Source organism: Mechercharimyces mesophilus, from assembly GCF_059818345.1.
On record NZ_JCBAPH010000006.1, the window covers coordinates 1 to 23,294 of the forward strand.

The 23,294-nt window shown below is 44.9% G+C and carries 18 protein-coding genes and 3 pseudogenes; 5 read left to right on the plus strand and 16 right to left on the minus strand.

From position 1 onward, the window contains the following. Positions 1-256: 256 nt before the first annotated feature. From AC6RGY_RS13910 to AC6RGY_RS13930, 5 genes and pseudogenes are all read right to left on the minus strand, one after another. Entirely contained in the window at positions 257-586 is a 330-nt protein-coding gene (locus tag AC6RGY_RS13910) for a hypothetical protein (RefSeq protein WP_499863923.1), read from the minus strand. Continuing rightward, positions 573-806, minus strand: coding sequence for a hypothetical protein (locus AC6RGY_RS13915; RefSeq protein ID WP_499863925.1), 234 nt, complete (start codon positions 804-806; stop codon positions 573-575). The genes AC6RGY_RS13910 and AC6RGY_RS13915 overlap by 14 nt, the downstream gene beginning before the upstream one ends. After that, the gene (locus AC6RGY_RS13920) at positions 803-1,096 is read right to left on the minus strand and encodes a hypothetical protein (RefSeq protein WP_499863927.1); all 294 of its coding nucleotides are present in this window, start codon (positions 1,094-1,096) and stop codon (positions 803-805) included. The genes AC6RGY_RS13915 and AC6RGY_RS13920 overlap by 4 nt, the downstream gene beginning before the upstream one ends. Positions 1,097-1,659: 563 nt before the next feature. Next, positions 1,660-1,923 (minus strand): annotated as a pseudogene (locus tag AC6RGY_RS13925) (CPCC family cysteine-rich protein); the annotation flags it as partial. A gap of 347 nt (positions 1,924-2,270) precedes the next feature. Beyond that, on the minus strand, positions 2,271-2,396 hold the full coding sequence (locus AC6RGY_RS13930; RefSeq protein ID WP_499863929.1) for a hypothetical protein: 126 nt from the start codon (positions 2,394-2,396) through the stop codon (positions 2,271-2,273). A gap of 117 nt (positions 2,397-2,513) precedes the next feature. On the opposite strand from AC6RGY_RS13930, the gene AC6RGY_RS13935 reads away from it, so the two are divergent. Next, positions 2,514-3,860 (plus strand): hypothetical protein, encoded by a 1,347-nt coding sequence (locus AC6RGY_RS13935; RefSeq protein WP_499863930.1) that lies wholly within the window; start codon positions 2,514-2,516, stop codon positions 3,858-3,860. Here the strand turns inward: AC6RGY_RS13935 and AC6RGY_RS13940 are convergent. Beyond that, positions 3,840-4,064: a hypothetical protein gene (locus tag AC6RGY_RS13940; protein WP_499863932.1), complete on the minus strand. Its 225-nt coding sequence runs from the start codon at positions 4,062-4,064 to the stop codon at positions 3,840-3,842. The two genes, AC6RGY_RS13935 and AC6RGY_RS13940, sit on opposite strands and share 21 nt — an antisense overlap. A 164-nt stretch (positions 4,065-4,228) precedes the next feature. On the opposite strand from AC6RGY_RS13940, the pseudogene AC6RGY_RS13945 reads away from it, so the two are divergent. Beyond that, positions 4,229-4,738: pseudogene (locus AC6RGY_RS13945) on the plus strand (DUF444 family protein); the annotation flags it as partial. 250 nt (positions 4,739-4,988) lie between these two features. Here AC6RGY_RS13945 and AC6RGY_RS13950 read toward each other — a convergent pair. Next, a complete protein-coding gene (locus tag AC6RGY_RS13950; RefSeq protein ID WP_499863934.1) occupies positions 4,989-7,064 on the minus strand; it encodes an SBBP repeat-containing protein in 2,076 nt (691 codons plus the stop codon). A gap of 677 nt (positions 7,065-7,741) precedes the next feature. Here AC6RGY_RS13950 and AC6RGY_RS13955 point away from each other — a divergent pair. Further along, a complete protein-coding gene (locus AC6RGY_RS13955) occupies positions 7,742-7,870 on the plus strand; it encodes a hypothetical protein (protein ID WP_499863936.1) in 129 nt (42 codons plus the stop codon). Between the two features lie 482 nt (positions 7,871-8,352). Here the strand turns inward: AC6RGY_RS13955 and AC6RGY_RS13960 are convergent, their stop codons facing one another. The 3 genes and pseudogenes from AC6RGY_RS13960 to AC6RGY_RS13970 all read right to left on the minus strand — a co-directional run. Then, a complete protein-coding gene (locus AC6RGY_RS13960; RefSeq protein ID WP_499863938.1) occupies positions 8,353-8,793 on the minus strand; it encodes a phBC6A51 family helix-turn-helix protein in 441 nt (146 codons plus the stop codon). Between the two features lie 41 nt (positions 8,794-8,834). Then, positions 8,835-9,401 (minus strand): SBBP repeat-containing protein, encoded by a 567-nt coding sequence (locus tag AC6RGY_RS13965; protein ID WP_499864311.1) that lies wholly within the window; start codon positions 9,399-9,401, stop codon positions 8,835-8,837. 9 nt (positions 9,402-9,410) lie between these two features. Continuing rightward, positions 9,411-9,829 (minus strand): annotated as a pseudogene (locus AC6RGY_RS13970) (DUF7948 domain-containing protein); the annotation flags it as partial. A gap of 454 nt (positions 9,830-10,283) precedes the next feature. Between AC6RGY_RS13970 and AC6RGY_RS13975 the strand changes: the two are divergent. Both AC6RGY_RS13975 and AC6RGY_RS13980 read left to right on the plus strand, forming a co-directional pair. Beyond that, positions 10,284-11,180, plus strand: coding sequence for a thermonuclease family protein (locus tag AC6RGY_RS13975; RefSeq protein WP_499863940.1), 897 nt, complete (start codon positions 10,284-10,286; stop codon positions 11,178-11,180). 9 nt (positions 11,181-11,189) lie between these two features. Beyond that, complete coding sequence (locus tag AC6RGY_RS13980; RefSeq protein WP_499864313.1) at positions 11,190-11,330, plus strand: LPXTG cell wall anchor domain-containing protein; 141 nt, start codon at positions 11,190-11,192, stop codon at positions 11,328-11,330. 259 nt (positions 11,331-11,589) lie between these two features. Here the strand turns inward: AC6RGY_RS13980 and AC6RGY_RS13985 are convergent, their stop codons facing one another. From AC6RGY_RS13985 to AC6RGY_RS14010, 6 genes are all read right to left on the minus strand, one after another. Next, entirely contained in the window at positions 11,590-13,656 is a 2,067-nt protein-coding gene (locus tag AC6RGY_RS13985) for an SBBP repeat-containing protein (RefSeq protein WP_499863941.1), read from the minus strand. A gap of 421 nt (positions 13,657-14,077) precedes the next feature. Continuing rightward, positions 14,078-15,973, minus strand: coding sequence for an SBBP repeat-containing protein (locus AC6RGY_RS13990; RefSeq protein ID WP_499863943.1), 1,896 nt, complete (start codon positions 15,971-15,973; stop codon positions 14,078-14,080). A gap of 522 nt (positions 15,974-16,495) precedes the next feature. Beyond that, positions 16,496-18,565, minus strand: a complete 2,070-nt coding sequence (locus tag AC6RGY_RS13995) for an SBBP repeat-containing protein (RefSeq protein ID WP_499863944.1) — start codon at positions 18,563-18,565, stop codon at positions 16,496-16,498. A gap of 52 nt (positions 18,566-18,617) precedes the next feature. After that, positions 18,618-18,746, minus strand: a complete 129-nt coding sequence (locus AC6RGY_RS14000; RefSeq protein WP_499863946.1) for a hypothetical protein — start codon at positions 18,744-18,746, stop codon at positions 18,618-18,620. Between the two features lie 125 nt (positions 18,747-18,871). Beyond that, a complete protein-coding gene (locus tag AC6RGY_RS14005) occupies positions 18,872-20,899 on the minus strand; it encodes an SBBP repeat-containing protein (protein ID WP_499863948.1) in 2,028 nt (675 codons plus the stop codon). A gap of 99 nt (positions 20,900-20,998) precedes the next feature. Continuing rightward, positions 20,999-23,068, minus strand: coding sequence for an SBBP repeat-containing protein (locus tag AC6RGY_RS14010; protein ID WP_499863949.1), 2,070 nt, complete (start codon positions 23,066-23,068; stop codon positions 20,999-21,001). Positions 23,069-23,294: the final 226 nt, after the last annotated feature.

The window sequence follows — 23,294 nt, forward strand, 5'->3', positions numbered from 1 at the left end:
CTTCGCATTCATCGCAGATATAGAGGATTTTATGGAGCTTGACTATTCGCACTTCATCTACTAGCCCATTTCCAAAACATAGAGGGCAAACCACCCTACCTTTAAATATTTCCATTACTTCGTGCTCCTTTCACCTTGTAACAATTTTACCACACTAAACATCGTCACCTCTTTCTTAAATAACCTTAAACTCTCACTCGGCATCAACCTCACCTGCACTTCTCTGTCAAGAACATGCCCATTCATCTACTTAAATTTATCGCTTGCTCTTCTTCTTAATCGCGAACATCTCCGTCAACGTATCGTCAGGCTTACCGTTTTTGCGATAGAAGATCCACGGGTTCAACTTGTAATAGCGCTTACGCCCTACGCTTACTTTCGCGAAGACGTATTGTCCTCCGACAGTCAGACGAAGATACCGCGACATCTTTGCGTTAGAGAGGTCACATAGCTCCGCGATTTGCTCTCCCGTTAGCTGCTCAATCTTCGCAGGATCACGTTCAAACGGATTAGCGCAGATCGTATTCGTATTCTGATGGATATACGGCAGTAGTTTATAGACCATGCCGACTTCATGCGGTTTCAACTCTTCGGCCATCTCCTTGAGTCGATTCGTAAACGTCTTGATGACACGTTTGTTCTCCGGTAATTCGTTGCGGAAATGATATCGTGAAGACTTTCAACACGACTTCTCCGTCTTCATTCGCGGTTCTTTCAATGATATCGTTATCTAGCATCGCCTTCTTGAAATCCGTCATGGAGCGCTTGCTGATGTCGAGTACCTTACTTGCGTAGTCCCACGTCATGTACTCCTTGTCTTCACGGATGAGAAATCCCTATACAGCTCCATGTAGCATTGTAAGTGTAATAAGTGACCACAATGAGCCGTGGATAACGTAGCAATCACTTCGCGTATATTCTCCATGTCAGTAAACGAAAAATGACGACGGTCCTTGCCGATGTTAAAGAACTTCTTTGCGGCTTCGATTTGCTGATGTGATTTGGCTTGGAATGGACGGCCAGATTGGTCAGCAAAGTTTTTGCCCCCTATCGGGTATAACGGTCCATCAGGTTTATCCAAACGAATACGACGCATCCGCTCTCGTAGCTCTTCGATTAGTCATCGCCTCCTTGTTTTGTTTGTGGAAATTTGGGCATAAAAAAAGCGCCTGTGGCGGCGCCCTGCTAAACCAATCACTTTTATACCTTTAAAAAGTCCTTGCTATCGATTATCCAATAACGTTCATCCTCTGGGACTTGATCGTAGAAATTTACGTAGTCTCCTTTCCAACCTTTCGGGACATAATGCTCAAAAGAAGCTGGCTCAGGATACCATGAATATAAATGCTTGTTGTCGAAATCAACAAATAACGACGGGAACAAGTCGAATAATTCCAACCTATCGGTATTAGTCTCTGAAAGGCTTATAAACTCTCTCAATCGATTTGTACTAGCCTTATAATCAGACATTCTATCCAAGAAATCTCCCAAAGTTTTATCATTCACGACTGCTATATGAAACCTCTGAGAGTAACCAGTGTTCTCTCCAGGAAAGACTGTATAGTCGAGAAACCACATTTCCTTCAGAGAGACATACCAATTCCAATCTCCCTTGTATTTAACTAATACAATGATTCTGTTAGCATATTCCGGAAGAGGAATTTCGTCATCGTTCGGTCTCCGTACTTTTCGAACAAATCTCTCTTCAATAGCTTTAAACTCCATATAGTTTTTATATCCTTGAATTAAACTTACTTTATTAGCTCCACCAGCATATGTCATATCATGATATTGAGTCGTGTCATCTTCCCAATAGCAAACAGGACAAATTTCAAATGTTCCAGGCGGCTTTGCTGACAAGGTTAGAAAGTCACAACAAGGGCAAGGGTAAGTACTACTTTTTTTCACCGCTAATTCACACATCCAATTCGTTTTAGCCCATTATAACAAATGCATCGTATCCCTCTAACTCTATCTCCTTCTCTGCGTTCTTCCATTTCCGCTTTCTCGCGATAGGCTTCGGATTGACGGATACTTACAACTTTATGCGAATGTGCTGGTGCTGAGATGCGACGTTCTCCGTTTTCATCTACATACGAGTAGACGTCACTAAATACTTATGTTCATCGGTATAGCCTTGATACGCCACAGCGTAGCCTCCTTTTATTTGCGTAGTGATTCGGGATAATGATTGATTGCATCGGATACCGCCTCATAGCCAAAGATTTCGACTAGTGTTCGGATATGACGCTTGAGCGGTATGGACAGTTTCATTTTGGCCGATACGTTAATCGACAGTAGGTTAATCGGGGAATACGGGTTGTTTGCGAAAGTGATTTCGCCTTTGTCTGCGTTAAGGTGACGGCTGTCTCGTCGCCTCGTTTACGAATGTCCATCGGCGTTCCTCCTTGTTTGTAATAACATTTTTGTCCAAATAGTCTACTGTAACCGGTTCTATCCTTGTATGAAGAATTGACTTATCTTATAATGAATCCATTAAAGGAGGAATATAAGTGCCGGCATTTAATGTTTTTTTCATGGGAGCGCTATTCATAGCAACATTATTAATATACATAGGCATTCTAGAGGGATGGGCATTCAACTTATTAAGAAAATTTTCACAAATAATACTAATATTATTTAAGGTGTTACACCTAATTATACTTGGCTTAAAAAACAGACCGGCTCTTGCTGGGACACTAGTTATTGCACTAAGCATATTATTCTCCTGCTTAAGCTATCAGCAAGTAAAGACTGCATCATCAATAGTCTGGGAGCTTTTCTTCACAGGTGCATTTGTTTTCACTACTATAATCTCTATCTTCACAATTGTCGCTTCAGTAATCATATTGGGAATAGTTTTTCAAAAAAACCGAATCAATCGCTTCATTTCAACAGTTTCTTTAAAAGTAGAAGATGTTTCCGTAATCGTACTCCAGTCTAATTGGGTTATTCGATCTCTTTTCGCTCTAATACTCTTCTTTATTTTAATATTTTATGGTTTGAACCAACCAAGGAATTTCACTATTGCATTACTTGTAGCGTCAGCTTTGTTGGCCTTCTTTCTTTTATGCTCTTTCTTTGAGAATTACAAGCAACTTAGGATTAGTAATGCACAATTATACAAATCATCTAGTTTAGTATTATTTCTTTGCTTCTCCTTCGTTAATAGTACTGTTTACCTTACCAAATCATCTCCTCATATTTCTAGTTTAGGATATTTACTGTTATTAGTATCAATACACCAATTTACTAAATATCTGAAATACAAGAATTATCCAGTTATAGTGTACCTCCTTTATCTAGTGCTGTTATATAAATCGACTTATACAGCTATTTATTCATTTAGTTTTACAATAGCATACATTTTCACTGAAATTCTTTCTAGTAGGTACAGGGAAGATATCAATCAAGATATACTAACGGAGGTATTTACAAAACCCATTCCTATACTATGCACAAGTTTACTATCACTATTTTTCATCTTATTATTGGTTAGAAATGTACATCGAGTTGCGCTACCCCGATTAAAAGTAGTACTTGCTATCCTATTTACTGGCGTACAATTACTTTTAATCTTGCTTCCATTTATGCCACCAGCCTACGAGTATTATCTAAAAAACGTTTCTCCTATAGCGAGTGAAAAAGAAATCGATGAATTAGTGGATAAACACGGTACTGATAGCGATAGTCAAGCAATAAAAGATGAAATAAGTGATCAAACAGATATGTTGAGCTACGAAGTTCAGAAAGAAATTTATAATTTTTTCCCGTTGTTGTTCAGTCTGTTGATTGGGACGGTATACGCTGAATACAGACAAATAAAAATAAGTAGACAATCACCCTCTGATGGTACATAGCCCGCTAATAATTGCGGGTTTTTCATTGTGTATGTTTTTTTCATTGAAAGGAACCGAAAATTTACGGTCGGCTTCGTATGCTTCCGGATAAAGAGTACGAATATGCTTTGCAATGCCTGCGCCCATTTTTCCGTAGCAATTATATTGGTGAGCGATAATCGGGCAATCGGGTTGAAGTAAGTCACCTTCGACGATGTCGATCATTGGCGTTCCTCCTTCGAATGTTTTTGCGAACAGAAAAAACTCCTTCTATAACGTATAGCCGTCTGAAGGAGTGAAATACAAGTGGTTTACGGAAATTATTTTTTATTTTCTGAGGCTTTTTATTAGATCGCAAAACCCTTATAAGTTCTATAGTTAGTTATGGAACCCATAGATCAATGGGGGTTTATGAAAAGTATATCGCGCGTAGCTTCTTCTTCTGGATGACACGCTTTTTGCGAACCAAATATGAGAAGGTAGAAATTGCCTTCATCGCCCATCATACAGAAGCAAAAGAAGTGAGTGAGGATGATTTCTTCACAAAGGGAGAAAGCGGAGGAACGATTTGCTCTTCGGCTTACCGCCTCGCTTGGGATTTAATTCAACAACGGTATTCACCCTCGCGTTATAACTTGTACCCTGTTCATTTCTCGGACGGAGACAATCTTACCTCAGATAATGAAAAATGCGTGGAGTTAGTAGAAAAAATAATGAAAGTGTCCAATATTTTTGGTTATGGAGAAGTAAATCAGTATAACCGGCATTCCACTCTAATGAATGCATATAAACACATGGAAAACCCAAAATTCCTGCACTATGTTATTCGTGAAAAAGGGCAAGTATATAACGCTTTGCGTCATTTTTTCTCAGAGCAAGAAGAAGAAAAGGCCATATAGGAGCAAAGAGATTGAATCACTCCGTTAAGAAAACAGCCAGTCACCGCTCGAACACCGGTGGCTGGCTGTTTCTGATAACATTAGCATTCGTATCGACCCCCTTTTCGAATTAAAGCAATTGTTTCCCTGTCGTTCCAAAATTAATATCGCGTTATTCATTTGACGCCTCCTTTCGACATTGAATATGACAAGAGAAGAGGCATCCGTTAGAGAAGAGGCTAACGAATGCCTAATAGAGAATAAAACTTCTTTAAAAGCCCGTTTCTCCACCACCACCTGCACCACGTGGACCTCTCAGTCCCCTCGGACCACGCCGTCCTATCGGTCCTCTTGGACCTTCCGCTCCGGTGGCTCCAGCAGGACCTGCCGGTCCCGTTGGACCCGTTGGACCCGTTGGACCAACAGAGGTTAGCTGCCCTACTTTCGTGACGAAGGTATCGGATTGCCCTCTTAATTGGCTCTGGAAGGCAGCGAAGGTGACGGGGAAATCAGTGGATCCGGTTTGACCCGTAAAATAAGCCGAGCCAGCGGAGTCAACAGCGACACCGTTCCCAATATCACCACTCCTACCTCCAAGATACGAAGAAAAGGACAATCCCTGACCGGAAAAGCTCATCTGTGTGACAAAGGCATCAATTCCACCAGCCAAACTATCTTGAAAAGAATCCGAAGTAATAGGAAAGTTCGTTGAATCCGTTCGGCCCGTTACCCAAGCCGCTCCGAAGGCATCGACTGCAATGCCCAATCCAAAGTCTGAGCTCCTCCCACCTAAATACGTGGAGTAAATCAGAGCGCTTCCTCCTGCATTTAGTTTGGTAACGAAAGCACCCAAAGATCCTTGAGACACTGTCTGAAAGGCATTATTGGTTACGGGGAAATCCGTAGATAATGTGAAGCCTGTGACATAAGCGTTAGTCGCTCCATCCAAGTCAATCGCATTTCCCTGGTCTTCATCGCCCCCACCCAAGAAGGTCGAATACACCAGCGATGACCCAGATACATCCAACTTTGCAATAAAAGCATCTGTGCCACCAGCAAATATGGTTTGAAAGGCTCTAGAAGTAACGGGGAAATCTAAGGAGCCGGTGGTCCCTGTCACATAAGCACTCCCTAGACTATCTACCACAATGCCGTTCCCCTGATCAAAATTGCTCCCTCCTAAGAAGGTCGAATACACCAGTGAGGTTCCTAGGACATTGAACTTTGTCACAAAAGCGTCAAATCCTCCAGATAGGATGGTTTGAAAGGCACCCGATGTTGTCGGAAAGTTACTTGTAGTTGTGCCTCCTGTTACATACGCGTTCAGACTTCCGTCTAGTACAATACTAGTTCCCATCGCCAATCCAGCCGATCCCCCTAGGTAAGTCGAATACATCAGGATAGACCCTGCGGGATTCAACTTGGTAACGAAAGCATCTGGTGTTCCGAGTAACATCGTTTGAAACGCTCCAGATGTCACCGGATAATTTGTAGATTGCGTCTGTCCCGTTACGTAGGCACTGTTCGAGGAATCCACAGCAATTCCCAATCCGCCATCGGATTCATTCCCACCGATATAAGTCGAATAAACAAGAGAGTTCCCCGCCTCATTCAACTTGCTGACAAATACATCGAAATTCCCAGCATTCATTGTCTGGAACGCACCCGTTGTAATGGGGAAGTTAGTGGAAATCGTCTGCCCCGTTACATAGGCATTCCGCGCAGAATCCACCGCTATTCCGTTTCCAAAATCATTAGCAGATCCCCCTAAGTAGGTGGAATAGAAGACGATGGGATCAATGACCAGCACTTTTGTCGGATCATAGGTTTCCCTATCCACTGCAAACCCGATAGATTGATCCTTTTGGATGTGGAACTGCGTTGGAACTGTTTGTTTTCCTTCCACTGTCCATTGAAAGCTAATCGGTTTGCCTTCTCGGAGTACACCTTGATGCGTGTGAACAATCAAGTCACCTTCTTCCGTTAATGTCACCTCACGCCCACCTTCATACCGCAACCGGATATCCTCGATACAGGCATTCGGTTGGACAATGACGTCGTACTTTAACTGCTCCTCATCTCCGGAAAACATGAGGTCTATCCCTTCCCACACTTTTCGGTAAATCACTTTGTTTGCCGTTTGGTCTATCTCCATCTCCGTCTGTGGATGAGTGTTTACCATCTTCAAGGTAAGATTCACATCCTCCTCAGCAGAGTCGAACCGGAATTCCACGCGGTCACGATAAAAGGTAAACCGGCATCCTACTCCATCTGCTCGGTAATGATATTCCGTATCCTTCCTTTTGCGAGGTACAAACACAAATGAACGCAGTGCTTCCTTCTTCATTTCGCTTTTCTCCTTTCGGATGGTTGAATGAACTCCGTACGTGATTCCTTATCCTAGGTAAACGCCCTCATCCGAAAGAAGGTGTAAGCGTTACAAGCCCATTATCTTTTCTTATGACATAGACACTGCACCAACGAATAGCCTTCTAGTACCGAAACCCAAATCCAATCCAAACGCAATCTATCCGTCTCCCTAGCGGATACCAACGATTCCCTCCGGACATTATTTTTATTACGCGGATTCTACTTACGCCAGACGCCACCCCTTCGCTACCCCCGCCTGGGGGGTTCATAGCGTATGTGAAATGTCACCCTTTTGTCTCTGCATCAACGTATCGTTATTCATAACGACTCATATCGAATGTAACAGAAAAGAGTTTTGTTACATTGAACAAAACCGTAAATTGCTTGCTACGACTACACTCGTGTATACCGATAAGAAGTATATTGACGTCATCATCAGTATGCACTTCGTAGCCATGCGTATATATACGTAATGTATAGCGTTTCTAACCGTTGGTGCGTATGGCACTATGCCTTATCCTTATACCGTATGTCCTACGCAATATACCGTCCCGATCCTATATAGCGCCTCCATAATGAATGAAATGGCATATATTAAATGTAAACATATGGTATGAGTATGTAAGGATACGGAAAGTTTCGAAGGTGGCTTCCATGAAAGGAGTGCAGCGGGTGTATCAACAATCCAACGTAACACGCGTTACCTTCACGTACCGTGATACCCTACGCAATCAACCGTATCCCTACTTAATATATCTATCACCCCCGAAAGGAAAAGCGTAACGCCTATCGTAATCTCAACGCCCTCCCCCGTTATTAAACACTATCCACTGTTTATCTTCGAGTTATCCGAAATTCTCAATGACTCTATGAATACACCCTTACCCATATACCGTCTTGTTTCTCAAGGAGAGAATGACAATTGCAATGGTACCTTTCTACATCAACCTCTACATTTAATCTGGCGTTACAAAATGGACAAGTTACTTTTGTGACCGGATAACTGATCTGTTTTATAATGGCGAAAATGCAAAATGGGAGTAATATAACAGCTATCGGAAATCCGATTATAGTTACAGTACTGAAAATGATGAATACACCAGTACCATAAGCCATCTTCCACCACTTAGCTCGCCTAGGCATCCGCTCAGAAAGGTATTTTAACATTAAAGACATCCTCCTCATTTTGTTTGCTTTAAATCCGCCTTGAGAATACATGCATATTAATTTTATCAACAGAAGGAATTATATGTATACCTCTTTCATTACGCCCATTCCTCGTCCTCGAAATCATCGATATCAATTTCTTTATCCTGAATATATCTATCTTCTTCGCTATCTTCCGCCTTCTCCTCGACTACTTCCGTTTCTACTTGATTCTCTTCTCCGTCTTCCTTCCTCTTCTTATACCGTTCCAATCTCGCTTTAATGTCATCTACGTTATGAGATACGTAGCTATTCACGTTTTGGTTTACTTCGACTTCATCCGTAAGGATACCGCCTATCGATTTCAGCATTAATTCGAGATGCTTTCCGCTACCCGATAATGCTTGCAATATACCGGCTTCCAGTAATTCAGGCGCCCGATCTCGGACTAACCTTCGCATCTGTTTCTTAAATTCACGATCAAACGTATCGTCATTCCGCCATTCCCATAACGTCTTTCTCGTTACTCCGCATTCTTTCGCTATTTCTTCGAGAGACAAACCGCCCGGTTCCTAGGACATTGAACTTTGTCACGAAAGCGTCAAATCCTCCAGATATGCGAACCGCCAAACTCTCCTTCACCTGCACCACGAGGCCCTCTCGGTCCTCTTGCCCCTTGCGCTCCGGTATCCCCGGTAGCTCCTGTGGCTCCGATCGGACCGGTTGCGCCTACCTGCTCTCCTACTCTTATAACAAAAGCATCCTGTCCTCCACCAGATTCAGTCTGAAAAGCTCCATCCGTGACGGGAAAATCATTCGAATTCGTCGTACCCACAAAGTATGCATTCCCATCTTCATCTACTGCTACACCATTTCCCATATCATCATCATCATTCCCCCCCAGGTAAGAAGAAAAAGATAGCCCTTGATCAGAATAGCTAAGCACTGTTATAAACGCATCCTGCTCTCCTGCTAGACTATCTTGGAAAGCGTCCGAGGTTACAGGGAAATCAGTTGATGTTGTCCGACCAGTCACCCATGCCATTCCAAATGAGTCGACAGCAATACCAAAACCAATATCTGAACCTGACCCTCCCAGATACGTCGAATAAAAAACCACGGGATCAATGATGAGGACATTGGAGGGATCATACTCCGCTTCCTCCACGGCAAATCCGATAGAACCATCTGTGTTTCGCTGAAAATGCGACCCTACCTCTCTCTTCCCCTTATCCATCCATTCGAAGCTTACCGGCTTTCCTTCACGGAGAATTCCTTGTGACGTATGGACAAATAAGTCGCCCTTTCATCGATATTTACCGTACCCCCACCTTCATAGCGCAAACGAATATCCTCAATACTGGCTTCCGGTTGGACCATGACGTCGTACTTTAACTGCTTCTCATCTCCAGAAAAAACGAGATCGATCCCTTCCCATACGTTTCGGTAAACTACTTTGTTAACCGTCTGATCTAACGCCATCTCCGTCTGTGGATGAGTGTTTATCAGACGCAAGGTAAGATTCTCATCCTCTTCCGCACCGTCAAACTGAAACTCTACGCGATACAAAAACAAACGGAACAAGAAATTTTTCATTTGTTTCTCTATTCACTTTACTTTTCTCCTTTCGAATGATTTCGTATGAAATGCATCCCTAATAACAGCTATTCTGTCATCGATAAGTAATGTTCGTGTAGTTCAAATTTCCATTGTTATACTCTGTCCGAGTATTCACCGCCTCTGCCTTGACTTCAATACCCGTTCGTTCTCCCTTTAGTACAACCTGCACAATAATACCTAGAAGTTGAGGTATGCCGATTCCCCGACTGCGCGTATGAGACGTTACCTAGACGTTGTTCTCCAAAAGGAACTGAAAAGTTATGATCGGCTTCGTACACTTCCGGATAAAGACTACCATAAATATGAATTACGACGTAAATATCAGGTTTGTAGTTCCACTTTTTATATTATTCCGCAATAAATAGACACAAAATTTGAACCTATTACGAATAATAGGGTGTGAGAGAAATCTTAGTAAGGAGATGTTTAAATGCGAAAATATCTGCCTCTGTTATTTGCACTTGCACTTGTCTTTACATCACTAACTCCAACAGCCTATGCAACGCGTGATTGCCCCGATTTTATAACTTGGGAAGATGCTCAACGGTTCTATGAAGAAAATGGTGGTCCAGAAGCTGATCCGCATGGACTGGATCAAGATAACGATGGGCTAGCATGTGAGTCCCTTCCTGGATTCGATGATTCGCATGTACCAGGATCGTTTAACGGTAATCAACCCGAACCCAAGCCAGAACCGAAGCCAGATCCGCAAACTGAGTTACCTTCCGGAGAGCGTATCAAAGCGACTGTGACCAAAGTCATTGACAGCGACACAGTGAAAGTGAAGTTCGAAGATGGAACGGAAGACACAGTACGATTCCTTCTCATTGATACTCCGGAAACCGTCCATCCGAATAAGCCAGTTGAAGCATGTGGACCGGACGCGTCTGACTTAACAAAGACAATCCTTGAAGGTGAGAAAGTTGAACTCGAATTAGATCAAGATCATCGTGACAAATATAATCGTCTTCTCGCCTACGTCTATATCGTTGAGATAGATAAAGGTATTCAAGAAGCGTTTTGGGCGTTTGGACTCGACGATGATACAACGATTCAAGAATTATTGTTGGCATTTGGGCTTGCCGAAGTATCCGCGTTCCCTCCCAATGTCAAGTATGAAAACGAATTCCGCGGAATCGAAGAAATCGCCAAGGAATCTAAGATCGGTTTGTGGTCGGATAAGCCTTGTGAAATAGAAAATCCAAAGAAAGAGAAGCCCGAAGACGAAAATAAAGATCCAAATGAAGAAACCAAAGAAGAGCCAAAAGACGATAACAACGATACCCCTGACCACACAAACAATGACGATAAGCAAACTAAAGAATAGACGGATACCATCGAAAATAACAAAGGCAACAATCTACCGAAAACCGCTTCTGAAGAACCGATGATAATGCTTTACGGTGCGATTGCGGTTGTTATCGGGTTAGTAATCATCGGAGTCGCCTTCATCTGGCGCAAACGTAAGGCTTCTTAGAGAGACATTAGGGTAGTGATTGATTGGCGATATGAACACGAAAAAGAGACGGAATTCACCCGTCTCTTTTTCGTGTTGATTTCGTATCGTAATGAAGACATAAAAAAAACCGCCACAATGGACGGATTTTGAGCTATTGTTTTCTTCGCTTAGGAGTCGGAGCAGGAGAAAAACTCTCTCTATAACGTATAGCCTTCTGTGGGAGCAAAATACAATTGGTTTACGGGAATTATTTTTTCTCACGAGGAATGAATAAAAGTTAACCGCCAAATCCTCCGCCACCTGCACCACGTGGACCTCTTGGCCCCCTCGGCCCGCGTCTTCCTCTCGGTCCCCTTGGACCTTGCGGTCCAGTGTCTCCCGCCGGACCTGTTGCACCCGTTGGTCCTGTGGCGCCAATGGACGTTAGTTGCCCTACTTTAGTAACGAAGGCATCAAAAGCCCCGCCGAATTGACTCTGAAAAGCTGCCAAGGTAACAGGGAAGTCGGTGGATAAGGTAGAGCCCGTAAAATAGGCAGACCCAGTAGAGTCAACAGAGACACCACTTCCAAGATCGTTATCCCTTCCTCCGAGATAAGAAGAGAAAGATACTCCCTGACCGGAGAAGCTCACCTGCGTGACATAGGCATCAGCTGGACCTGATAGGCGATCTTGAAATGCATCCGAGGTTACGGGAAAATTCGTTGATGCCGTTTGCCCCGTCACCCAAGTCGCTCCGAACGCATCAACTGCAATACCTGATCCAAAATCTCCGTTGCTCCCACCTAAATAAGTGGAGTAAATCAGAGCGCTTCCCGACGCATTAAGTTTGGTAATGAAAGCATCAAATAATCCTTGAAACACCGCCTGGAACGCATTATTGGTTACGGGAAAATCAATAGAGTTTGTAGCACCTGTGACATAGGCATTATTTGCCCCATCGAGATCAATGCCCACCCCCCTATCATTCGTACTCCCACCTAAAAAGGTCGAATAGACCAGTGATGAACCGGAGACATTCAATTTTGTAATAAAAGCATCTGTGCCACCAGCAAACACTGTTTGAAAGGCGCCCGAAGTAACAGGGAAATCAGCGGATTCGGTATCCCCTGCCACAAAAGCATTCCCTGAGCTATCCAGCACGATATCAGATCCCCTATCTTGAGCGTTCCCACCTAGAAAAGTTGAATACACCAGCGAGGTGCCTAGGGTATTGAACTTTGTTACATAGGCATCAAATGCTCCTCCTCCAAATACGGTTTGGAAGGCACCCAGTGTTGTAGGAAAGTTCGTTGCATTTGTCTGTCCCGATACATACGCGTTCAGACTTCCGTCTAGTGCAATACTTCCCCCACTAGTATTTCCAGCCGAACCACCTAGGTAAGTCGAATACACCAGTGCGGACCCTTCGGGATTCAATTTGGTAACGAAAGCATCTAATGTTCCAAGTAGCATCGTTTGAAACGCTCCCGATGTCACAGGATAATTTGTAGAATTAGTAAATCCTGTTACGTAGGCACTGTTCGAGGGGTCCACAGCAATACCGAATCCTTGATCAATGCTATCCCCACCAATATACGTCGAATAGACAAGGGAGCTCCCCGACTCATCGAACTTACTGACAAATATATCTTGACCCGACACTCTATTCATCGTCTGAAACGCTCCCGATGTGACAGGGAAGTTAGTAGATTGCGCCTGCCCCGTTACATAGGCATTCCGCGCAGAATCCACCGCTATTCCGTTTCCAAAATCATTAGCCGATCCCCCTAAGTAGGTGGAATAGAAGACGATGGGATCAATGACCAGCACTTTTGTCGGATCATAGGTTTCCCTATCCGCTGCAAACCCGATAGATTGATCCTCTTGGATGTGGAACTGCGTCGGAACGGTTTGCTTTCCTTCCGTTGTCCATTGGAAGCTAAACGGCTTGCCTTCACGGAGTACGCCTTGATGCGTGTGAACGAACAAATCTCCTTTTGCATCAACATGAATGGAGTCTCCACCTTCATAGCACAAATGGATATCCTCAATACAAGCCCCAGGATAAACAATAACATCATACTTTAATTGTTCACCGTTTCCTGAGAAAATAAGGTCAATTCCCTCCCAGACCCCTTTATAAGTAACCTGGTTATTTTCGCCTAACTGCATGTCTACATCCGGATTGGTATCTATAAACCGTAGAGTAAGATTCGCCTTCCCTTCACCCTTTGTAAAGTGAAACTCTACGCGATCATGGAGAAAGGTAAATCGACAATCCTCTCCGTCTGTACGATAAGTATACTTTTCGTTACACCCCTCCCTGGACACAAACACAAGCGAACTGGAAACGTTGTTATTCACTTCACACACCCTCCTTGGATTTCCCGTCCATACTGGATTACCTCATAGCCACCCTATTCCATCATCTAAAAGGAGGTGTGGGAATTGCAAGCCTATTATCTTCTCTTATGACACAGGCACCGAGCCAACGAATAGCTGACCTGGTCAAGCCTTCTTGTACCGAAATCCTAACCCTATCCATACGCAATCTACGGTAGGAGGCGAAAAATTTCGAGGGTGGCCTCCATGAACGGCGTACAGTGGGTGTATTAACTTCAGTTACTTCACGCACCGTGATACCCCACGTAATCAACCGTATCCCTTTTTTATCTATCACCCCCGAAAAGAAAAGCGTAACGCCCATCGTTATTTCAACGCCACGAGAAAAAGGCATCCGTTAGAAAATAGAATAACGAATGCCTGATCACGTACGAAAGTTCCTTTAAGAGCCAAACTCTCCTCCACCTGCACCACGCGGACCTCTTGGTCCTCTTGGTCCTCTCGGTCCCGTGGGTCCAGCTGGTCCGGTTGGTCCTGTCGCGCCTAATGAAGCGCGTGCATTGACTTTGGTAACAAAGGCATCAGCCCCGCCGGCAATTTTATTCTGGAAGGCATTAAACGTAACAGGGAAGTTGGTAGATGAAGTAGAGCCCGTAAAATAGGCCGATCCGACAGAGTCAACAACCACATCTGCTCCAACGTCGATATCCCTCCCTCCAAGATAAGAAGAAAAGTTTAATCCTTGACCGGAAAAGCTTATCTGCGTGACAAAGGCATCGACAAGACCCGATCGTCTATCTTGAAATGCATCCGAAGTAATCGGGAAATTCACTGATACTGTCCCCCCCGTCACCCAAGCCGCTCCGAAGGCATCCACTGCGATACTATTCCCCTCATCTGGACCACTTCCACCCAAATAAGTCGAATAGACCAGAGCGCTTCCTACTTCATCTAACTGGGTAACGAAAGCATCAAAAACTCCTCCTTGAAACACCGTCTGAAACGCATTATCGGTTATCGGGAAATCAATAGAGTTTGTGAAACCTGTGACATAGGCGTTAGCCGCTCCATCGAGATCAATGCCAGTACCGAAGTCTCCACTGCTCCCACCCAAGAAGGTCGAATACACCAGCGATGATCCGGAGACATTTAATTTCGTAATAATAGCATCACCAACGCCGGCAAACAAGGTTTGAAAGGCGCCCGAAGTAACCGGGAAATCAGTGGAACCGGTTGCCCCAGCCACATAGGCATTTCCTGAGCCATCCACCACGATGGAGTTTCCTGTATCACTCGCAGTCCCGCCCAAGAATGTCGAATATACTAGCGAGGTACCTAAGGCATTGAACTTTGTTACAAAGGCATCAGAACCTCCTCCAAATAAGGTTTGGAATACACCAGAGGTTGTCGGAAAGTTAATTGCAGTTGTTTGTCCAGTTACATACGCATTCAGACTTCCGTCTAGTGCAATACTATTTGCCTGAGAAACTCCAGTAGATCCACCTAGGTAAGTCGAATACACCAGTGCGGAACCAGCGGGATTCAATTTGGTAACGAAAACATCTGCTGTTCCCACAAGCATTGTTTGAAACGCTCCGCTTGTCACGGGATAATTGGTAGATAGTGTCTGCCCCGTTACATAGGCACTGCTCGAGGAATCCACAGCAACTCCCAATCCGAATTCTACTCCACTCCCACCAATATACGTTGAATAAACAAGGGAGCTCCCCGCCTTATTGAACTTACTGACAAATACATCAGCAATTCCAGTATTCATCGTTTGAAACGCTCCCGATGTGACAGGAAAATTATTGGACAACGTCTGCCCCGTTACATAGGCATTCCTTGTAGAATCCACCGTAATCCCAATTCCTTCATCGTCATCACTTCCCCCTAAGTAGGTAGAGTAGAAGACGATGGGATCGATAACGAGCACTTTTGTCGAATCGTATGCCCCTTTTTCCACCATAAATCCGATGGATTCATCCGGGTGTACAAGGAACTGCGTCGGAACGGTTTGCTTTCCTTCCGCTGTCCATTGGAAGCTAAACGGCTTGCCTTCACGAAGTACTCCTTGATGCGTGTGAACGAACAAATCTCCTTTTGCATCAACATGAATGGAGTCTCCACCTTCATAGCACAAACGGATATCCTCCATACACGCTCCAGGATAAACAATGACGTCATACTTTAATTGTTCCTCGTTTACTGAGAAAATAAGGTCAATTCCCTCCCAGACCCCTTTATAAGTAACCTGGTTCTCTTCGTCCAACTGCATGTCTACATTCAGATGAGCATCGATAAACCGGAGAGCAAGTTTCGCGTCCTCTTTACCCACTGCAAATGGAAGCTCGACGCGATTAGGGAGAAAGGTAAATCCACAATCCTCTCCGTCTACGCGATAACACTCCTTGCTCCCTTCTTTACTGCAAGGGAGCTGGAAACATGACTATTCACTTCGCACATCCTCCTTCAGTCCCTATTAGATTTCCTTGTAAACACCCTATTCCGTTACTCAAAAGAAGGTGTGGACGAACGTTGTTTTATAGAAGACTTTCCACGCTAAACAACCTCAAGTATTATCTTGTCACACATATCACCATATTCTAATCAAAATAGATATAATGGATGTTTAGCACCATGACTTGTGATTTCATCTGATCTATCTATAAGTCAATCACTAAGATTACTAGATTTCTTGATGCACCAGTATATGAATTCCTACTAGACTAGATTTGACTACTGTCCCGTCTGTACCAACGAGTTGTCTAATCCACACCTCCGACGACGATTTTGACAGTATAAAAAGCATCCGCTAGAGAATCGTCTAACGGATGCCTGATCGCGTACAAAAGCTCTTTTAAAAACCCGTTTCTCCTCCTCCACCTTTACCACGCGAACCTCTTGATCCCCTCGGACCACGCCGTCCTCTCGGTCCTTTTGAACCCTGTGGCCCGGTCGCTCCGGCTGGTCCGGTCGCGCCCGTTGATCCCGTTGCTCCAACAGAAGTGAGTTGCCCTACTTTCGTAACAAAAGCATCATTGCTTCCTCCGCCATATTGGGACTGGAACGCTGCAAAGGTGACGGGAAAATCACTAGATCCGGTGGCACCTGTAAGATAAGCCCCTCCTAAAGCATCAACTGCAACAGTAGCTCCCGCATCGAAACTGTCACCACCCAAATAGGAGGAGAAAGACAGCCCTTGACCGGAAAAACTCACCTGCGTAACGAAGGCATCCCCGTCGGTAGAAGCCAGACTGTCCTGAAAAGCGTCCGAGGTAACGGGAAAATTCGTGGATAAAGTCAATCCCGTCACCCATGCCATTCCGAAGGCATCAACGCCAATACCAATTCCTCTATCAAAACCCCTCCCACCTAAATAGGTGGAATAAATCAGTGCACTTCCCTCTGCATTAAGTTTGGTTACAAAGGCATCTGAGCTCCCCGCGAGGAGGGTTTGAAAAGTATTATTCGTTGTGGGAAAATCAGTAGAACTCGTTTGCCCTACGACATAGGCATTATTCGCCCCATCTAAGTCAATGGCAAAACCCCGGTCTCCACCGCTCCCTCCCAAATAGGTGGAGTAGATCAGGGAAGACCCTGAAGCATTTAGCTTCGTAATAAAGGCATCTGATCCACTAGTAAATAGGGTTTGAAAGGTATCCGAGGTAACGGGGAAATCAGTAGATATTGTACATCCTGTTACATACGCACTCCCCAGACCATCCACCACAATGTCAAATCCCTCATCAAACCTACTTCCACCTAAAAATGTGGAATACACCAGTGCCGTCCCTAGCACATTGAACTTGGTTACAAAGGCGTCAGCGGATCCTCCATTAAATATGGTTTGAAAGGCTCCCGCTGTTGTCGGGAAGTTGGTTGCGTCTGTCACTCCTGTTACATACGCATTGAAACTACCATCTACTGCTATTCCAACCCCTAAAGTACCATTACCCGTACCACCCAAGTAGGTGGAATAAACAAGCGAGCTTCCCATAGCATTTAGCTTTGTTACAAAGGCATCTGTTGCCCCCGCACGAATCGTTTGAAAGGCTCCCGATGTCACAGGATAATTCGCGGAGGAAGTAAATCCCGTGACATAAGCCTGATTCACAGTATCGACCGCAATCCGTTGCCCAGTATCAGCCCCCCTTCCACCTATAAAAGTAGAGTAAAGGAGGGAACCCCCCGTCTGATTCAACTTACTCACAAACACATCAGCATCTCCTAACAAGATAGTCTGGAAGGCTCCTGTAGTAATCGGGAAATCGGAAGATACTGTGAAACCGGATATATACGTATTACGCGCAGAATCCACCGCAATCCCTATTCCTTCATCTATAAACGATCCCCCTAAGTAGGTGGAATAAAAGACAATGGGATCAATGATGAGTACCTTCGCTGGATCATACACTTCTTTTTCCACTACAAATCCGATCGACTCATCAGGGTACAGGTGGAACTGCGTCTCGACAGTTTCCTTTCCTTCCGCTGTCCATTGAAAGCTAACGGGGTTACCTTCACGGAGTGCGCCTTGATGCGTGTGAACGAACAAATCGCCTTTTTCGGTTAATGTCACCCCACGCCCACCCTGATAGCACAAACGAATATCTTCGATAAAAGCTCCCGGATAAACAATGGCATCATATTTTAAATGTTCATCAGTCCCTGAGAAAATAAGATCAATCCCCTTCCAGACCCCTTTATAAGTAATCTGGTTATCTTCATCCAACTGCATGTCTACATTCGGATCAGCATCTATAAACTGGAGAGCAAGCTTCGTGTCCTCTTCAACCCCTATAAACCGAAACTCTACTCGATCACGATAAAAGTAAAACTGACATCCCTCTCCATCTGCGCGATAACACTCCTTGTTCTTCTCTTCTCTAGACACAAACACAAGCGAACTGGGAACGTATTTATCCACTTCGCACTCCCTCCTTCGATTCCGGCCCATATCAGATTTGCTGGTAACCACTCTATTCCATTACCCAAAAGGAGGTGTGGGCAAATGTTGCTTTATTATAGGAGTTCGCTTTGGTTAAATCGATCTTTCCTTCACTGTTCGTATGAGATGTTACCCGGACGCTTCGATGATACGGATCCATTGCATTCCTCCTCCTTTCTAATCTGTTGCGAACATAGAAAAACTCCTTCAACAACATATAGCCGTCTGAAGGAGTAAAATACAAGTGGTTAACGGAAACTATTTTTTACGAAGATGAGTGAGATGCTAACCGCCAAATTCCCCACCACTTGCGCCTCGCGGTCCTCTTGGACCTCTTGGACCTCGCGCTCCGACGGCTCCCGTTGGTCCCGGTACGCCTACTGAAGTAAGTGATCCAATTTTGGCAACAAAGGCATCAGTCCCCCCGCCGGAAAGGGCCTGAAAAGCATTATAGGTAACAGGGAAATCAGTAGAACCCGTAAATCCTGTAAGGTAAGCGCTACCTGATGTGTCAAGAGCCACACTAAATCCTACATCAATACCACTTCCACCTAGATAAGAGGAGAAAGAAATTCCTTGACCTGAAAAGCTCATTTTTGTCACAAAAGCATCTAAGAAGCCATTCAGACTATCTTGGAAAGCATCGGATGTTAATGGGAAATTTGTTGAAATAGTCAGCCCGACTATCCAAACATCTCCAAAATTATCAACTGCGATCGAACTGCCAGTCTCAGTTCCATTGCCCCCCAAGTAAGTGGAATACTCTGGGGCACTTCCTAACATGTTGAGCTTGGTGACAAAGGCATCACTAGCTCCTGACAATATGGTTTGAAACGCATTAAGTGTGACGGGAAAGTTTGTCGAACTTGCTTGCCCCGTTATATAAGCATTCTTAGCGCCATCTAGTACAATACCGAAGCCTTGATCTGTGCTATTCCCACCGAAATAGGTGGAATAGACCAAGGCACTTCCTGACGCATTGAGCTTGGTAACAAAAACATCCGATGCACCCGCCAATATCGTTTGGAAAGCCCCTGCCGTCGTCGGAAAATCTGTCGATCCTGTTGTTCCTACTACGTAAGCATCGGTGTCCTCATCTAATGCAATGCCAAAAGCTGCGTCGAAACCACTTCCGCCTAAATAAGTGGAATAAACCAAGGCGCTTCCTGTCGCATTGAGCTTAGTAACAAACGCATCAGATGCACCCGTCAATATCGTTTGAAATGCTCCAGGCGTCGTCGGAAAATCTGTCGAACTCGTTCCCCCTGAAATATAAGCATTCCCCGCTTCATCGATCGCAATATCAGAGCCCGCGTCCAAACCAAATCCTCCGAGGTAAGTGGAATAAAGAAGGGAAGTACCCGTTGAGTTGAGCCGGGTTACGATCACATCGAAGTCACCTTTTAGGGTGGTTTGAAACGCTCCGGGTGTAATCGGAAAGTTGGTCGATGTCGTGGAACTCGTAATAAAAGCATTTCTATTTGCATCTACTGTAATACGAGACACAGGGAAGTTGAAACTAGATACATTCCCTGACCCTCCCAAGTAGGTAGAGTAGATCAAAGATGTTCCTGTCGCATTAAACCGGGTTACAAAGGCATCCACCCCTTTTACCATCGTTTGAAATGCCCCCGATGTCGTCGGAAAATCAGGGGAGAGCGTTTTTCCTGCAACATACGCTTCTCCGCCCTCGTCGACCGCAATCCCTTGCCCTTCGTCAATCGCACTCCCACCAAGATAGGTAGAGTAAAAGACCACCGGATCGATGAGGAGAAGTTTGGTTTTATCATAGGAAGTGAGGTCAAACCCGATAGAAGTATCGTCGAAGAGGAGGAATGCCGTAGAAATTGCCTGTTTCTCGCCTTGATTCCATTGGAAGCTAATCGGCTTTCCTTCGCGGAGGACACCCTGTTGTGTAGAAACGAACAAGTCACCCTGTTCACTCAAGCTTACTTCATCCCCACCTTCATACCGCAAGCGAATATCCTCGATACATGCCCCTGGATGAACAATGATATCGTACTTCAACTGCTCCACATTACCGGTGAAAACGAGATCGATTCCCTTCCATACCCCTTTGTAAATTAACTTACCTTTACTCCGTTCTAACTCCATAGCTGTATTCGAATGAGCACCTACAAACCTTAAGGCAAGAGGGACTTTCTCGTCGGTACCGGCAAACCAAAACAACACGCAATCTCGATAAAAGGTAAAACGGCATCCCAGTCCTTCTGCATAATATGGGTACTCCCTCTTCCCTTCGACTTCTCCATCCGCTACAAACACAAGTGAACGCAATATTTCCTTCTTCACTCGCACTCCTCCTATCAATTTGTTGTCGTTCTCCCTTATAGCCACTGTATGTTGCTATCTGATAGGAGGTGTGGGAGTTCTCATGAGTCCTCCATGATGCTAACCGCTAAACTCTCCTCCGCCTGTACCACGCGGACCTCTTGTTCCTCTCGGTCCACGCCTTCCTCTCGGTCCTCTTGGACCCTGCGCACCGGTGGCTCCAGCCGGACCTGTTGCGCCCATCGGACCTGTTGCGCCTAATGCAGCGAGGGTTCCGACTTTGGCGACGAAGGCATCAGTGTTTCCGCCGAATATCGATTGGAAAGCATTGAAAGTAACAGGAAAGTCGGTGGATGTAGTAGAGCCTGTAAAATGTGCCGACCCTGAGGAGTCAACAGCGACATCCCTTCCAAAATCGAACCCCCTTCCTCCCAGATACGAAGAAAACAACAGCCCCTGACCAGAAAAGCTCACCTGTGTGACGAAGGCATCAAAGGCGTCCGCTAGACGATCCTGGAAAGCATCCGAGGTAACGGGAAAGTTCGTTGAAGCTGTTCCCCCCGTCACCCAAGTCGCTCCGAACGCATCCACTGCAATACCGCCCCCCGTATCTCGACCACTTCCACCCAGAAAGGTGGAGTAAATCAGAGCGCTTCCCCCCGCATTTAGTTTGGTAACGAAGACATCCAGAGATCCTCCTTGAAACACCGTCTGAAAGGCATTATTGGTTACTGGGAAATCAGTAGAAAGAGTTCCTCCTACAACATAAGCATGATTCGCTCCATCGAGAGCAATCCCACGTCCCGAATCAAAACTCCTCCCACCCAGGAAGGTCGAATACTCCAGTGTTGAACCAGAGACATTCAATTTCGTAACAAACGCATCGCAAGCGCCTGCAAATATAGTTTGAAAGGCATCTGAAGTAATGGGGAAATCAGAGGAGAGGGTTGACCCTGTCACATAAGCACTCCCTGAGTCATCCACTACAATACCACTTCCTGTATCACCATCAACCCCGCCTAAGTAGGTCGAATACATCAACGACGTTCCTAGCGAATTGAACTTTGTCACAAAGGCATCACTTGGTCCTCCTCCAAATACGGTTTGAAAGACACCCGAGGTTGTTGGAAAGTTCGTTGCATTTGTCCCTCCTGTTACATACGCGTTCAGACTTTCATCTAATGCAATACTAGTCCCAAAGGTGATTCCATCCGTAGCCCCTAGGTAAGTCGAATACACCAGCGCGGTCCCTGTAGCATTTAGTTTGGTAACAAATGCAGCCCCCGCTGTCGAAAGCAACGTCGTTTGAAACACTCCGGATGTCACAGGATAATTTGTAGATCTCGTCAACCCCGTTATATAGGTACTGTTCGAGGAATCCACAGCAATTCCAATTCCGAAATCGTCATTGCTTCCACCGATATACGTAGAATAGACAAGGGATCTCCCCGACTCATTCAACTTACTGACAAATACGTCCGTACCTCCCGCATTCATTGTCTGAAACGAACCCGATGTAATGGGGAAATTAGCGGAATTGGTTTGTCCCGTTATATAAGCATTCCGCACAGAATCTACTGCAGTCCCGCGACCGATGTCCACACTGTTACCGCCCAAATAAGTAGAGTAGAAAACAACCGGATCAATAACAAGCACTTTTTCCGAATCATATACGGTCCTATCCACTACAAATCCGATGGACTGGTCCTCTTGGATATGGAATTGTGTCGGAACGGTTTTCCTTCCTTCCACTGTCCATTGAAAGCTAACCGGCTTGCCTTCACGGAGAACGCCTTGATGCGTGTGAACAAACAAGTCTCCGTTTGCATTCATGCTTACTGTATCCCCACCTTCGTATCGCAAGCGAATATCCTCCATGCACGCTCCAGGACCGACCCTAACATCATACTTTAATTGTTCCTCGTTTCCTGAGAAAATAAGGTCAATGCCATCCCAAATCCCTTTATAAGTAACCTTGTTGTCTTCATCCAGTTGGATGTTTCCATTCGGATGAGCATCTATAAACCGAAGAGTGAGATTCGCCTTCCCTTCTTCCACTGTAAACCGAAACTCCACGCGATCACGGAAAAAATAAAATCGACAACCCTCTCCGTCTGCCAGATAAGTGTAATTTTCGTTACATTCATCACTGGAAACAAACATAAGCGAACTGGAAACAGGTTTATTCACTTCACACATCCCCTTTAGATTTCCGGTCCATAATGGATTTCCACATAGCCACCCTATTCCTTCCTCCAAAAGGAGGTGTGGGCGACTGTTGTTTTATTGGGGTTCGCTTTGGTTAAAGATATGCCGATTCCCTGTTTGTGTGTAAGAGACGTTACCTAGACGTTGTTCTCCGAAAGGAGCAGAGAAGTTATGGTCGGCTTCGTATGCTTCCGGATAAAAGCTTCGG